Annotated in this window: 12 protein-coding genes and 1 pseudogene; 4 read left to right on the top strand and 9 right to left on the bottom strand. The window is 62.6% G+C overall.

The window, feature by feature from the left end:
- Positions 1 to 142: 142 nt before the first annotated feature.
- The gene (locus NKG95_RS13245) at positions 143 to 433 is read right to left on the bottom strand and encodes an HlyU family transcriptional regulator (RefSeq protein WP_023719334.1); all 291 of its coding nucleotides are present in this window, start codon (positions 431 to 433) and stop codon (positions 143 to 145) included.
- A 113-nt stretch (positions 434 to 546) separates the two neighbouring features.
- On the bottom strand, positions 547 to 1,230 hold the full coding sequence (locus NKG95_RS13250; RefSeq protein WP_023719335.1) for a PadR family transcriptional regulator: 684 nt from the start codon (positions 1,228 to 1,230) through the stop codon (positions 547 to 549).
- Between the two features lie 270 nt (positions 1,231 to 1,500).
- On the opposite strand from NKG95_RS13250, the gene NKG95_RS13255 reads away from it, so the two are divergent.
- Positions 1,501 to 1,758 (top strand): DUF2798 domain-containing protein, encoded by a 258-nt coding sequence (locus NKG95_RS13255; protein ID WP_023719336.1) that lies wholly within the window; start codon positions 1,501 to 1,503, stop codon positions 1,756 to 1,758.
- A 62-nt stretch (positions 1,759 to 1,820) separates the two neighbouring features.
- Here the strand turns inward: NKG95_RS13255 and NKG95_RS13260 are convergent, their stop codons facing one another.
- From NKG95_RS13260 to NKG95_RS13280, 5 genes are all read right to left on the bottom strand, one after another.
- Positions 1,821 to 2,201 (bottom strand): thiol-disulfide oxidoreductase DCC family protein, encoded by a 381-nt coding sequence (locus NKG95_RS13260; RefSeq protein WP_031194130.1) that lies wholly within the window; start codon positions 2,199 to 2,201, stop codon positions 1,821 to 1,823.
- 236 nt (positions 2,202 to 2,437) lie between these two features.
- Positions 2,438 to 2,731: a GYD domain-containing protein gene (locus NKG95_RS13265; RefSeq protein ID WP_023719338.1), complete on the bottom strand. Its 294-nt coding sequence runs from the start codon at positions 2,729 to 2,731 to the stop codon at positions 2,438 to 2,440.
- A gap of 205 nt (positions 2,732 to 2,936) precedes the next feature.
- Positions 2,937 to 4,958, bottom strand: coding sequence for an RNA polymerase sigma factor RpoD (gene rpoD / locus NKG95_RS13270; RefSeq protein WP_023719339.1), 2,022 nt, complete (start codon positions 4,956 to 4,958; stop codon positions 2,937 to 2,939).
- 372 nt (positions 4,959 to 5,330) lie between these two features.
- The gene (gene dnaG / locus NKG95_RS13275; protein ID WP_353041042.1) at positions 5,331 to 7,307 is read right to left on the bottom strand and encodes a DNA primase; all 1,977 of its coding nucleotides are present in this window, start codon (positions 7,305 to 7,307) and stop codon (positions 5,331 to 5,333) included.
- Positions 7,308 to 7,465: 158 nt separating this feature from the next.
- Positions 7,466 to 7,855 carry an RcnB family protein gene (locus tag NKG95_RS13280; protein WP_353041043.1) on the bottom strand — a complete coding sequence of 130 codons (390 nt, stop codon included), beginning with the start codon at positions 7,853 to 7,855 and terminating at the stop codon, positions 7,466 to 7,468.
- 378 nt (positions 7,856 to 8,233) lie between these two features.
- Here NKG95_RS13280 and NKG95_RS13285 point away from each other — a divergent pair, with 378 nt between their 5' ends.
- The 3 genes from NKG95_RS13285 to NKG95_RS13295 all read left to right on the top strand — a co-directional run bounded on the left by NKG95_RS13285 (position 8,234) and on the right by NKG95_RS13295 (position 11,541).
- On the top strand, positions 8,234 to 9,898 hold the full coding sequence (locus NKG95_RS13285; protein ID WP_352859231.1) for a Na/Pi cotransporter family protein: 1,665 nt from the start codon (positions 8,234 to 8,236) through the stop codon (positions 9,896 to 9,898).
- Between the two features lie 123 nt (positions 9,899 to 10,021).
- Positions 10,022 to 10,231, top strand: coding sequence for a DUF2061 domain-containing protein (locus NKG95_RS13290; RefSeq protein ID WP_023678301.1), 210 nt, complete (start codon positions 10,022 to 10,024; stop codon positions 10,229 to 10,231).
- 128 nt (positions 10,232 to 10,359) lie between these two features.
- Positions 10,360 to 11,541 (top strand): MFS transporter, encoded by a 1,182-nt coding sequence (locus tag NKG95_RS13295; RefSeq protein WP_353041044.1) that lies wholly within the window; start codon positions 10,360 to 10,362, stop codon positions 11,539 to 11,541.
- Positions 11,542 to 11,543: 2 nt separating this feature from the next.
- On the opposite strand, the pseudogene NKG95_RS13300 reads toward NKG95_RS13295, so the two are convergent.
- Both NKG95_RS13300 and NKG95_RS13305 read right to left on the bottom strand, forming a co-directional pair.
- Positions 11,544 to 12,100 (bottom strand): annotated as a pseudogene (locus NKG95_RS13300) (GNAT family N-acetyltransferase).
- Between the two features lie 209 nt (positions 12,101 to 12,309).
- Positions 12,310 to 13,392, bottom strand: a complete 1,083-nt coding sequence (locus tag NKG95_RS13305) for an arginase family protein (protein WP_352592386.1) — start codon at positions 13,390 to 13,392, stop codon at positions 12,310 to 12,312.
- Positions 13,393 to 13,464 lie beyond the last annotated feature (72 nt).

The following is a 13,464-nucleotide window of genomic DNA, read 5'->3' on the forward strand; positions in this document are numbered from 1 at the left end:
ATCAGGAGGCCGGACAGATGGCAGCATCCGACATCGTGCCTACCGCCAAAAAAATCGCTTGCGTCCGAAGGGGCGTCCACAGATGGCATTGACCACCGAAGCCAAAGGCAAGCGCTGACATGGCGCTTGCCTTACGACGGATCTACCCGAAGATCTTCTCGCCTTGCTCATCGACCAGCTGGATGCCCTTCTTGATCGAGATGTCGACAGCGTCATCAAGCCCGGCAAAGCGATCGGCGCGGATGAATTTGTGCTCCTTCATCACGCCGTCGATCTCCTTCGAAACCACGCCGCAGGTCTGGTACTGGCCCTCCGCCTTGTAGGGCGTGGCGCTGATCAAAAATCCCTTGTGCTCGATTTGCTTTACCGGCGCCGCTGTCTTTGGCTCAGCGGCTTCGTTGCCGCCGCCGAAAAGACGCTTCAGAAAAGACATGGGGTATCCTCCAACGGCAATCATCCTGCACCACATAGCGTGGTGCAGGATGATTTTCAGTACCGGTCCTTGGCCGAGCGGGCAAGGGCCGCAGCTGGCTTGGCACTCAGGGGTCAGTCGCGCGACAGCGCTTCCAGGGCCTCTGCGGCAGCTTCCAATATGCTGATTGCCTCGGCCTGCTTTGCTTCAGGCGCATCTACGATTTCGCCGAGCGCGGCGCGCAGCCGGTGGCGCACGGCGCGGAATTCGTCGCGCTTTTCCGAGCGGCCGCGGCCGCGCCGGCCACCGTCGCCGTCATCGTTCCAGCCGAACCACTCGCGCGCCTTCGCCATCTTGCGGCCGAAGCGCTCGAGATGGTCGAGCACGTGGTCGATCATCTCGCGATTTTCGTTGAGATGCGCCTGCCCTGCCTCGGTGATCGAAAACACCTTCTTGTTGCCTTCCGCCGCAGAAACGGCATAGCCGGCCTCTTCCAGGAAGGTCAGCGTCGGATAGACGACGCCGGGGCTCGGGCTGTAGACGCCGCTGGTGCGCTCCTCCAGCGCCTTGATGATGTCGTAGCCGTGCCGCGGCGCCTCGGCCAGCAGCGACAGCGTGATCAGCTTGAGATCGCCGTCAGCCAGCATACGCCCGGCGCGGAACATGTCGCCTGGTCCGCCGCGTCCGCCGCCGCCTCTCATGCCATGCCCGAACGGGCCGAACCCGCCGCGTCCGCCAAACTTGCCGGCCATATGCATGAAAACGCGCTCGGCGTGTTCGCCAAAACGATGATGCCCGAAATGATTGTCTTTGTGCATTGTCTGCCTTGAGTTATGTCTTACGATATATCTGAATTAGGTGCTCGCCACGATCGAGTCAAGATATATCTTACGATGTATCTGAAAATGCGCCAGCAGGATTGATTTCGCCGGCAAGGGCAGCTAGGAAGCGCGTGAGGGTCGAAGACCCCTCCGTAAGCGTCTGACGTGAAGCAACGCATCCACCCCGGTCGTTTCCGGGCAGTTACGCCGGAAGACCGGCGAATGGATGCCAATGCGACGGACCGGATGCTTCAGGGAAAAATCCAAATGACCATGAAAACCCCGCGCAGGAAGCTGCCTGCGCGCTATGCCGCCGTCCTCGGCCCGCTGGTGCTGTCGTTGCTGATGACGTTCATCGTGTCGTTCATCTCGACACTGAAAAGCCTTGGCTTCCAGCCCGACCTGCCGGCCACCTGGCTGACGGCTTGGGGCCTGTCCTGGATGGTGGCCTTTCCGACGCTGCTGCTGTTGCTGCCGGCGGTGCGCCGCATCGTTGGCTGGCTTTGCGAGCCCGTGGCTCGATAGCAGGCTGCGCCAAGGGCCCGAAGCAACTTACGGGTCTTTCAGTGCGAAGTGAACGGACACTATCACCAACGGCCTTTGCGGCGGTTCCAGGCATAGAGCAGATCGGCGAAGCGATCATAGGCATAGCGCGTCAACGGCAGCGTGGCGGGATTGCCGAACAGCGTCGCCAACCAGCCCTCGCCCGGCGTTATCAGCCAAACCGCAACGGCAACATCGGCGCCGACCAGCAATTTGCCACCGGCGTCGGTCGCATGCAGCCGGCGCCGGATATCCTCCAGCCCGATGCCGTAGCGGGCCAGCGCCGTCGGTTCGGCATTGATGTCGCGAAATTCGATCCGCCCCGCCTTGACCGCCTCGATCAGCCGCCGCTTCTGCCGGCTGATGCCGGCATCGCAGACCGGACAGCGCGTATTGTACCAGACGGTCAGCAGAGGCTTGGCCATGGTTCGCAACACCAGCGGAGGACGCGCGACGACTATCCAGCAAATGCCGTTGCGCCGCAACGTGACGCGACACCGCGGAATGTCCCGGCTTCGGCTAATGCACGTCGCCCCAAAAACATGTCCTCGGGCCTGGCCCGAGGGTGCGCGGCGGTTTGCCATACCGACCTGTTTAAAAAGAAGAGCGTAAAGCGCGTCGCAAGAGGCCGTTCAAGCGCGACGCGCTTCAGGCACGGCACTCAGCCGAGCGAGGTAATGATCTCGCGATAGGCATCCTCCGGGAAAGCCTTGAGTGTCCGCGTCCTGACGTTTCCGCCCGCCGCCAGCATCAGCGAGAAACGAGCTAGTACGGCATCGTCGGGGGCTTCGACCACCGCCACCATGTCGCAATCCCCCATGGTGAGATAAAATGCCTTGAAGGACCCGCCCATGTCTCCCAACAGCTTCTTGGCGGCATCGAGCCGCTTCGGCGACTCGCGCACGTTTTTGGCGCCTTGCTCCGTCCAGTTGATCAGCACGATGTAAGTTGTCATGGCACACCTCCCTCCGGGGCCACGGAGCACGGCGTCACAGCCGGGGCGGGCATCCGGGTTTGTCGCCCAGAAAATGCATCCGTCGCGGAATTATCCTCTCGTAGGGCACGACCCGCAAGAGCGGCGCGTCCAATCGTGATCGCCTGTGCCCAAACGGAAAAGGACGCCACCGGCGCCCTTTAAACTGCTTATCCGTCACCCAGACTCAGCTGTCGAGGAAGCTTCTGAGCTTGCGCGACCGGCTCGGGTGCTTGAGCTTGCGCAGCGCCTTGGCTTCGATCTGGCGGATGCGCTCGCGGGTGACCGAGAACTGCTGGCCGACCTCCTCAAGCGTGTGGTCGGTGTTCATGCCGATGCCGAAGCGCATTCTGAGCACGCGCTCTTCGCGCGGCGTCAGCGAGGCCAGCACGCGCGTCGTCGTCTCGCGCAAATTGGCCTGGATCGCCGCGTCGATCGGCAGGATCGCCATCTTGTCCTCGATGAAATCGCCGAGATGCGAATCCTCCTCGTCGCCGACCGGCGTTTCGAGCGAGATCGGCTCCTTGGCGATCTTCAGCACCTTGCGCACTTTTTCCAGCGGCATTGCGAGCTTTTCCGCCAGTTCTTCCGGCGTCGGCTCACGGCCGATCTCATGCAGCATCTGACGCGAGGTGCGTACGATCTTGTTGATCGTTTCGATCATGTGCACCGGAATGCGGATGGTGCGCGCCTGGTCGGCGATCGAACGGGTGATCGCCTGCCGGATCCACCATGTCGCGTAGGTCGAGAACTTGTAGCCGCGGCGGTATTCGAATTTGTCGACCGCCTTCATCAGGCCGATATTGCCTTCCTGGATCAGGTCGAGGAACTGCAGGCCGCGATTGGTGTATTTCTTGGCGATGGAGATGACGAGACGCAGATTGGCCTCGACCATTTCCTTCTTGGCGATCGCGGCTTCGCGCTCGCCCTTCTGCACCTGGTTGACGATCTTGCGGAATTCCTGGATCGAAATCGCCGTCTCGGTGGCGAGGTTCTGGATTTCGGCGCGCAGATCGCGGATGGCGTCCTTCTCGTTCTTGGTGAACTCCTTCCAGCCGCGCGAGGTCAGATTGCCGATCGAACGCGTCCAGTTCGGATCGAGCTCCGAGCCCTGATATTCCTTGAGGAACTCCTCGCGGCGCACGCCATAGCTTTCGGCCAGCCGCAACAGCTTGCCCTCGTTCTGCACCAGGCGCTTGTTGATGTCGTAGAGCTGCTCGACTAGCGCCTCGATGCGCGCCGTGTTCAAGGACAACGACTTCACCGCCTTGATCAGCTGGTCCTTCAGCTCCTTGAGCCGACGGTCCTGGCTTGGCGACAGCGTGCCGGCGGCGGCCAGCCGGTTCTCGACCTGCTGGTCCTGCAGCTTGCGCAGCTTCTTATAGGTGTCGGCAATGACGTCGAGCGTCTCCATCACCTGCGGGCGCAGTTCCGCTTCCATCGCCGCCAGCGACAGGCTCGCCTCGTCATCGTCCTCCTCGTCGTCGTCCACCAGGCCACGGGTGTCGCCGCCGACATTGGTGATGTCGTCCTCGTCCTCGCGCGAACGGCGCGGCTTTTCCTCGGTCTTGGCTTCCTCGATACGCTCGACCACCGGCGCCTGCTTGGCCTCCGGCCCGGCATAGGTCGCCTCGAGGTCGATGATCTCGCGCAGCAGGATCTTCGATTCGTTGAGCTCGTCGCGCCAGATGATGATGGCCTGGAAGGTCAGCGGACTTTCGCAGAGGCCCGCGATCATCGTCTCGCGGCCGGCCTCGATGCGCTTGGCGATCGCGATTTCGCCCTCGCGCGACAGAAGCTCCACCGAGCCCATCTCGCGCAGATACATGCGGACCGGATCGTCGGTGCGGTCGGTCGGCTCTTTTTTGGTCGTGGTGGCGGCGACGGCGGTGCCGGTCTGCTCAGCCAGCTCGTTGGCATCCTCCTCGGCGTCAGCGGCGGTATCGGCGGCTTCGGGCTCCTCGCCCTGCTCGTCGTCCTCGACCACGTTGATGCCCATGTCGGAAAGCATGGCCATCGTGTCCTCGATCTGCTCGGAGGTCACTTCCTCCGAGGGCAGCACCGAATTCAGCTCGTCCATGGTGACATAGCCGCGCTTCTTGGCGGCCTTGATCATCTTCTTGACAGCATCGTCGGAAAGGTCGAGCAGAGGGCCATCGGTCGCGGCCTCGCGTTCGGTCTCGACTTCTTCCTTTTCTTTTGTCGCCATAGTCTTTATCTTCTCCAAGCGGCTGAGTATCAAGCCGCGTAAGCTGCCGGTCCGGTCAAATTGGATGCGCTCTTTCCAGAACGCGCTTTACCGGGCCAGTAACTGCATCTCTCGTTAAGTCCAGATTAACCCTGATATCTGTGGCAAGCTGACTGCCTGTCCAGTGATCAGTACCTTACATCGCTGCATTCCCGTCGATGCCGGGGCGGGTTAACGTTTCGAATCGACCTGATTCCGCCATTCTGCCGGAAGGTCAAGCGCCTCTCGCATGATTCGCATGAAAAAAGCGAATCAATTACCCGACTTAGAGCGCCGCACGCTTGATTCGACGCGCAAGCACGTCCTTACATTCAGTCTTCTGGAGGCTTCGATCTAAACGCGCCCAGCCCTGCCCGACGATACGCCAAACCCTTCGATCAGCGCTTCCGTTGCCTGCACATCACGAAATTGCGCCTGGATTTCGACCAGGTGCCGGTAGTTTTCGTCCGTGGGGTCGCTGGCGAGCGCTGCTTCCGCCTGCTTCAGCTCCTTATGTAAGGTGCGCGCGCTACGCTGCAAGTGGAGAGCTTGGCTGAACGCATCGCGGGCATCGTCGAGTGCCGCCGTTTCCAGCGCCGGCCATTGCCGCGCACGTTTGATCAGCGCGATCGCGCGCTGCCATATCTCGCCGCAGCCGGCCCGCTCGATCGTCGCGATCACCGCGCCGCGGTCATTCGCCATATCATGCGCCATGGCGTCGAGGATCGCCGCATGCAGCCGCTTCAGATCGGAGTTGGCGAGATCGAGGAACTCGACATGGGCGAAATTCTCGTCGATCAGCACGGGATGGTTGACGAGGGCCGCAATGATCGTCGCCTCGCGTACCGACATGCCCTCGCCGCCGCGCTTGACCAACGCCGAGCGACCGAGGCTTTCGGTGATCGCGGTGCGCCCACCGGCATTGCCGCCGCGCGCAAACTGTCCGCCGGGTGCTGAACCCTTGCCTTGGAAACGTTCGCCGGGCCGTCCGTCCTGACGCCCTTGGCGTCCGCGCTGGGCACCGAAGAAGCTCTGCACCCGCTCGCGCATTTCCTGTTGGTAGTGATAGCGAAGGCTCTCGTCGCGGATACGGCTGGTCAGTTCGCGCAGCCTCTTTTCGAGCTCGGCCCGCCGTTCCGGCGTGTCGAAGATGCCGCCGGCCGTCTCGCGCATCCACAAGAGGTCGGCCAGCGGCCGCGCCTCGGAAAGCACGGCGCGGAACGCATCCGGTCCGTCACCCTTGACCAGATCGTCGGGATCCTTGCCCTCCGGCAACAGGGCGAAGCGCACGGAGCGGCCCGCCTGGACCGCCGGCAGCGCCATGTCGGCGGCGCGCCACGCTGCCTTCAACCCGGCCTGGTCGCCGTCGAAGCACAGCACTGGCTCGCCGGCCATGCGCCATAGAAGTTCGAGCTGGTTTTCAGTCAATGCGGTGCCGAGCGGCGCCACCACGTTTTCGAAGCCGGCCTGCGCCAGCGCGATCACATCCATGTAGCCTTCGACGGCAATGACCGTGCCGCCCTTGGCCAGCGCCCCCTTTCCCAGCGCCCCCTTTCCCAGCACTTGCCGCGCACGAGCGAAATTGTAGAGCACGTTGCCCTTGTGGAAGAGCTCCGTATCGGGCGAGTTCATATATTTGGCCAGCGCATCCGGCGCCAGCGCCCGCCCGCCGAAGGCGATTATCTTGCCCCTGGAATCCGGGATCGGGAACATGATGCGGTCGCGGAACCAATCGTAGGAAACCGGGACGTCGTCGCCATGGCGCACCAGCCCGCACGCCTCGATGTCGACCTTGGGGACGCCCTTGGCGGCAAGATGCTCCTTCAGCGCATTGCGGCTGTCGGGGGCATAGCCGAGGCGGAAAGACTGCTGCGTCGCCGGTGTCAGTCCCCGGTCGCGCAGATAGGCGCGGGCCTTTGCGCCTTCCGGTCCCTGCAGCCGTTCCTGGAAGAACACCGTCGCCATCTCCATGACATCGGTCAGGCTGGCGCGTTCCTTTTCGCGCCGTTCCTCATCGGCGTCGCGAACCGGCATCGGCACGCCGGCCATGTCGGCGATCTTCTCGACGGCCTCGGGAAAGCTCATCCCGTCGAGTTCGGTCAAGAACTTGAAATGGTCGCCCGAAACCGAGCAGCCGAAACAGTGATAGCGGCCCTTCTTGTCCTCGCAATGGAAGGACGGGCTCTTCTCGCCATGGAACGGACAGCACGCCCAATAATCGCCGCGCGGCGCATTGGTTTTCTTCCTGTCCCACGCGACGCGCTGGCCGATCACCGAAGAAATCGGCACGCGGTCGCGGATCTCGTCGAGGAAAGCAGGCGGAAAGCGCATGAGGGACAGCTCGTTTGGCCTCCATATAATCACACGGGCCAAGCCCGACGACTCCTAATGCGGAACCATACCCGGTTTTCACAGGCCAAAAAGAGAAGGCGGCCTGCGGGCCGCCTTCTCGATCTAATCCGGCGCAGCGCCGGTCAGCCGTTCCGCACCTACTGCGCGGCGATGGCGCCGAAGATCAGGCCGGAGAGAACGCTGACCAACAGATAGTCGTTGCCGACCCGGATCCACTCCTGTCCGGGACCGGGACGGCGCAGGCCATAGTGGCGATAGTCGCGGATCGGCTGGTGACGCTTCCAGCTCGAATATCTCTGGCCGTTGCGCCAATGGCTGCGCTTCACGACGATCTTCTTCGTCACTACGACGCGCTTGTTCACCTCGACATGCTTGTTCACGTCGACATGCCTGCCGGGCTTTTGCCAGTCGACCTGGTTGTAGTTCGACTGCGGTGCGTTTGGTGGGTTCAGCGGTGCAGCCTGGCCCTGCAAGGCCGTTGCAGCCAGCATCGAGAAGGCAATGGCGGAAAGAACGATGCGTTTCATAGCGGGTACTCCTTGGTTGTCGATGGCTACGGAATAGAGCCGGAAGGATGAACCGAAACTGAACAGAGAGATTACGTTTTCGTAATGATTTCTTACATTTAGAACGCCTAATTCAGTGCTATCTTTAAAGCGATCATTCGGGCTGGGCTGCGTGACCGTCCGCAGCCTGGCAGCCAATGCAACCATTTTGTCAGCCATCCATTTCCGACACGCCCCGTCGCGTGCCAACAGGCGTCCGAACCGGGCAAAATTTATTATTCGGCTAAAATAAATCGGAGTAATATCAACCTCTGCAATGTCCACGATTCGCGCCCACTTTTGCCCCCTTGACGTCACGGCGCCCGCGTCGCTGGCACCTGTCGCGTTGCGGGGCCTGGCATGAGTGGCTCCGTCGTTTTGCTGCACCTTGCCGGTGCGGTCGCACTGATGCTGTTTGCCACCCGTTTGGTGAAGACCGGCGTCGAGCGCGCCTATGGCGATGTGCTGCGCCACAAACTGCGCGCCACCATGCGCAATCCCTTCATGGCGGTTCTGGCCGGCTGCGGCCTGGCGGTCGCGCTGCAAAGCTCGACCGCCGTTACCTTGCTGGTCGGCTCATTCGCCGGCTCCGGCATTGTCAGCGGCATGTCGGGCCAGCTTGCGGTGCGCGGTGCCGAGATCGGCTCGGCGCTGGTGGTCAAGCTGCTTACCTTCGATCTGTCGCTGCTGGTACCGGTCTGCCTGGTCGCCGGCACCGTCATGTTCATGGCCACCGAGCGGCGCGACTGGCGCCAGTTCGGCCGCATCCTGGTCGGCATCGGCCTGCTGCTTCTGTCGCTGGAGATGATCGGCCAGGCGTCGGAGCCGCTGCGCCAGAGCACGCTGATGCCGCTCATCGTCGATTACTTCTCGGGCGATCCGGTCACCGCCTACCTTCTGGCGGCGTTGGTCACCTGGCTGTTCCATTCCTCGATCGCCGCGGTGCTGCTTATGGTGACGCTCGCCGGCCGCGGTTTCATCCCGCCCGAACTCGGCATCGTGCTGGTGCTCGGCGTCAATCTCGGCTCTTCGATCATCGCGCCGCTTCTAACCCGCAACGCAGAACCCGGTGTTCGCATCGTGCCGATCGGCAATCTCCTGATGCGCGGCATGGGTTCGCTGATCATGCTGATCCTGTTTCTATCGTTCAAGCCGCCAGTCGCCTTCTTGGGCAGCACCGTGCCCGAGCAGATCGTCAATGCCCACATCGTCTTCAACATCCTGATCCTGATCGCCGGCCTGCCGCTGGCGCGCCTGGTCTATCGTGCCTCGGAAAAGATCGTGGCGCTGGGCACCAGGCCCCAGCCCGCCAACGCGCTCGACGTCATCGAGCTTTCGGCGCTCAACGAAAGTGCGCTCGACGTGCCGAGCCAAGCACTCGCCAATGCCACCCGCGAGGTGGTGCGGGTCTGCGAAACGGTCGAGATCATGCTGAAACGGATCATCGAACTCTACGAGAGCGCCGACGCCGACAAGATCAGCGCGCTGGCCGCGCTCGACGACCGTGTCGACAGGAAGCACGCGGCGATCAAGCTCTATCTCGCCAAGGTCACCAAGAACCCGCTGAGCGAGGACGAGGCCCTGCGTTGCCAGGAGTTGATCGGCGCCTGCGTCAAGCTGGAGCAGGTCGGCGACATCATCGTGCGCAACATGCTGGTCCACGTGAAGAAGAAATTCGAGCGCGGACTGGAGTTCACGCCGGAAGGCTGGCGCGAGCTTTGCGCCTTCCACGCCTTGGTGCTTGCCAATGCCAGGCTAGCCTTCAACGTCCTGGTGTCCCGCGATCCGGAGACCGCTCGCCAGTTGGTGCTGGAAAAGGACCGGCTGCGCGACCGCGAGAAGGAAACCAGCCAGAGCCATTTCGTGCGGCTGCGCGACGGCACCGCCAAGAGCGTCGAGACCAGCTCCATCCATCTCGACACCATTCGCGACCTCAAGCAGATCAACTCGCTGCTCGCCTCGATGGCCTATCCCGTGCTTGAGGAACGCGGCCTGCTAACCGGTTCGCGGCTGAAGGCCGGATAGATTGCGTCCACAGGCCGGTAGCTTCAGAAGCTCGCCTATGCTGTGAGCCAATGCGCAAAATTACCTTTGCGCCACCTCCTGTCTGTCGGCTAAAGATCGCCAGATCTACCGGAAGGAAAGTCGATGGACACCCATTCTCGCAGCTTCGCCAAGGCGCTTTCCTGGCGTGTCACCGGTACCATCGACACGATGATCATTTCGCTCGTCGTGACGGGAAGCATCAAGCTCGCCGCGGCCATCGGCCTGACCGAGGTCGTCACCAAGTCGCTGCTCTACTACCTTCATGAGCGGGCGTGGCTGAAAATTCCTTACGGAAGGAAGGCGGCCGCGTAGCTCTTGCCGCCGCGGCCGGCACCTGACCGGTGACAAAGAAAATCTAAAGCGGCGTCGCCAATTTCTGAATTGCCCAGTGCCCTTATCCGTGGTTTGAGGTCACCTTATCCGAGGATCGCCTTCCCGCCATGCTTCCCCTCATTGCCCTGTTCATTGCCGCCTTCGCCTTCGGCACCACCGAATTCGTCATCGCCGGCGTGCTGCCGCAGGTGGCGGATGGCCTTGGCGTCGCGATCCCGACCGCCGGCTATCTCGTTTCCGGCTATGCCGGCGGCATTGCAGTCGGCGGCCCGCTGCTGGCGCTCGCCACCAAAAGGTTCTCCCGCAAGGCCCTGCTGCTTGGACTGACTGCAGCCTTTACCATCGGCCAGGCGGCCTGCGCGCTGGCGCCCGACTTCGCCTCGATGCTGCTGTTGCGGATTGCGGTGGCCGTGGCACACGGCGCCTATTTCGGCGTTGCCATGGTGGTGGCCGTCGGCCTCGTGCGCGAAGACCAGCGCGGCATGGCGGTGGCGCTGATCCTGTCCGGCCTCACCGTATCGAATGTCATCGGCGTTCCGGCCGGCACGGCAATCGGCAACATCTGGGGATGGCGTGCGACATTCTGGGTGATGTGCGCTCTCGGCGTGGTGGCCTTCGCCGCCATCGGCGCCCTGCTGCCGCGCAAGACAGGATCGTCGAGCCCGTCCGTCAGCCTTGGCAGCGAGGTACGCGTGCTCGCACGCCAGCAGGTCTGGACCTCGCTCATCATGATGTTGATGCTGATGATCGGCCAGTTCGGCCTGTTCACCTACATCACGCCGACGCTGCTCGAGCTCACCGGCCTCGACGAGAAATGGATACCTTGGGTGCTCCTGCTCAACGGTGTCGGCGCGACGATCGGCGTCTTCGTCGGCGGGCGCCTCGCCGACTGGAAGCTGATGCCGTCGCTCATCGTCATGCTTTTCCTGCAGGCGGTAGTGCTCGCCTTGATCTACGCCGTCAGTTCTTACCCACTGCCGATGGTGATGGCGATCTTCGTCTGGGGCGGCCTCAACTTCGCCATCGGCACGCCGATCCAGACTCGCATCCTGACCTGGACCGCGGACGCCTCCAATCTCGCCTCGTCGCTCATTCCGTCGGGCTTCAATGTCGGCATCGCGCTCGCCGCATCGCTCGGCGCGGCGATGCTCAATGCCGGCTATGGCTATCGCAGCCTGCCGGTGGTTGGCGCGATCGCCATGCTGGTCGCGGTCGCGGTTGCGCTTGCCTCGCATGTCTGGGAATGGCGGAGCCGGGCGGCGCCGCCGCTGCCGGCTGCCGCCGAATAGGGCTACAGATCGATCCGGTAACGCAGGCTTTCCGCGCCGCCATAGGAAGCATCCTCGAAGAAACGCCCGACGAGCCCGCCGCCATTGGCCAGAACGACCTTCTGCGAGGGCACATTGTGAGGCTTGCAGGTGATTTCGACGAAGGGCAGGCCAACCGCCCTCGCCTCCTCCAGCATGAGCCGCAGCGCCTCCGTCGCATAGCCGCATCCCCGTTTCCACGGCACCACCGCATAGCCGATGTGGCCGAGCACGTGCGATGGCAGCGCCGCGGTTCCGGGCTGCCAGCGCAAGCCGATCGAGCCTGAGACTTCCCCGTCCCAGATCCAGCGCCGAAATCCAGGCAGCGCGGCACCGTCGAACCGTCCGGCAAGACGATCGGCGGTCCCTTGCCATCAGGATCGTCGAGATCGGCAAGGAAAGTCGCTGGATCCTTTTCGATAGCCGCAAGCTGCTCGCGCGTCGCGTCGAGCAGCCGCACATTGTCCGGCGACCAGCCGCGCTCGAGGGCCGCCTTGTAGGACGGCAGGTGTTCAAACGCCGGTTTGACGAGTTCGATCATGAGCGCGAGCTTTTGGCTGTCGGCCCTCAAAGGCGGGCTTGCGGCTGTAGCGACTACGACAAAACTGCCCCGCCATCGACCGTAATTCCCAAGTTTTCCGCATTGCGCCCATGTCGCGCAATGATTGCGACCGGGCGCATAAGGCTGGCTCCGCTTGGATGAGGCAAGCCGGCCAATTGCCCGCGAACGACCGTGAGATGGATCTCGAACTATCCAAGGGCGTCTGCAAGCATCTCATTCAAGCGTGCGAATGCTGCGGACTCGTCTGGCGCATGGGCCGGATTAACTTCTGTGATGGTCAGGCCGCGCCATTGCGGCAGGGCTGTCAGTTGCTTTAGCACAAAGGCGACTTGCTCCAGTTTGAGACCGTCGCAACGGCGCACATTCTCCGCAATCGGAAAATCGATAAAGGAGAGCACATCGACATCGAAGTGGATAAGCACGCAGTCAAAGCGCGCCGCCCATTCGGCCGCGCGCGCCGACGCCGCCTCGATGTCACTCAAAGCTTCCTCACGCGATATGATCTTGATCGCGTGATTTCCGATCACGGCCGCTTCGGGCGGGGTGATGTTCTCGATGCCGAAATAGAGGAGTTGCTGAGGCACGAGCATCGGGCGGGTCGGGCCGAGCCTCGCGAGCGAAGGCTCGCATCCATGGATATTGAGCAGATGGGCGACGCCGGTCCAGTCCAAGGCGCCGTCGCTCGTGTCAGGTGTGTTGAGATCGGCGTCGAAGTCAATGTAAACGAGTCCGATCCGCGCGCCGGCCGCATTCGCCCCGGCGACCGTCCCCAGTTCCACAGTACAATCGCCACCTAAAACAAGCACGTCTTCCTGCGCTGCGATCGCCGTCGCTACGTGGCTTGCGACCAACTCACAGGCGTCGCGCACGGCTTCCAGGTTCATAGCCTGCGACCGCGAAGGGTCCGGTCGCCATCGGAACGATGCAACATCGCCACGATCCCTGATGGATCTGCCTCGGTTCGTGATCGCTTCTGCGAGCCCATTTCGCCGAAAGGCCGCGGGGGCCTGTTCCTGACCCGGCGAATAGGCGCCGGCACTCGTGGCCGCACCGACAATATTCAACAAACGCGCCGCCAAATCGAAGCTCCATTTTCGCATGATCTTCTCGCAAACGTGTCCGGAGGGAGGAAGGTTCCTCCTCGACTTGAGAGGTTGCCGCCCGGCATCGGCACGAGGCCTAACAAGCAAAAAGCTCGCCGCATCGATGCCGTCGTGAGACGCCAGACGTCGAACATACAGGTTCATTCGCGCGGCCGTGGCGATGAACATGTCGGTGCGAACTGCCGTCCGCTCCGCCCGCTCCTAGCCTGGCTCCTCGCGATGGTCTCTTCGAGTCTCATG

Origin of the sequence: Mesorhizobium sp. M1423 (assembly GCF_040317575.1) — a bacterium.
In the GTDB taxonomy this organism is placed as follows: Bacteria; Pseudomonadota; Alphaproteobacteria; order Rhizobiales; family Rhizobiaceae; genus Mesorhizobium.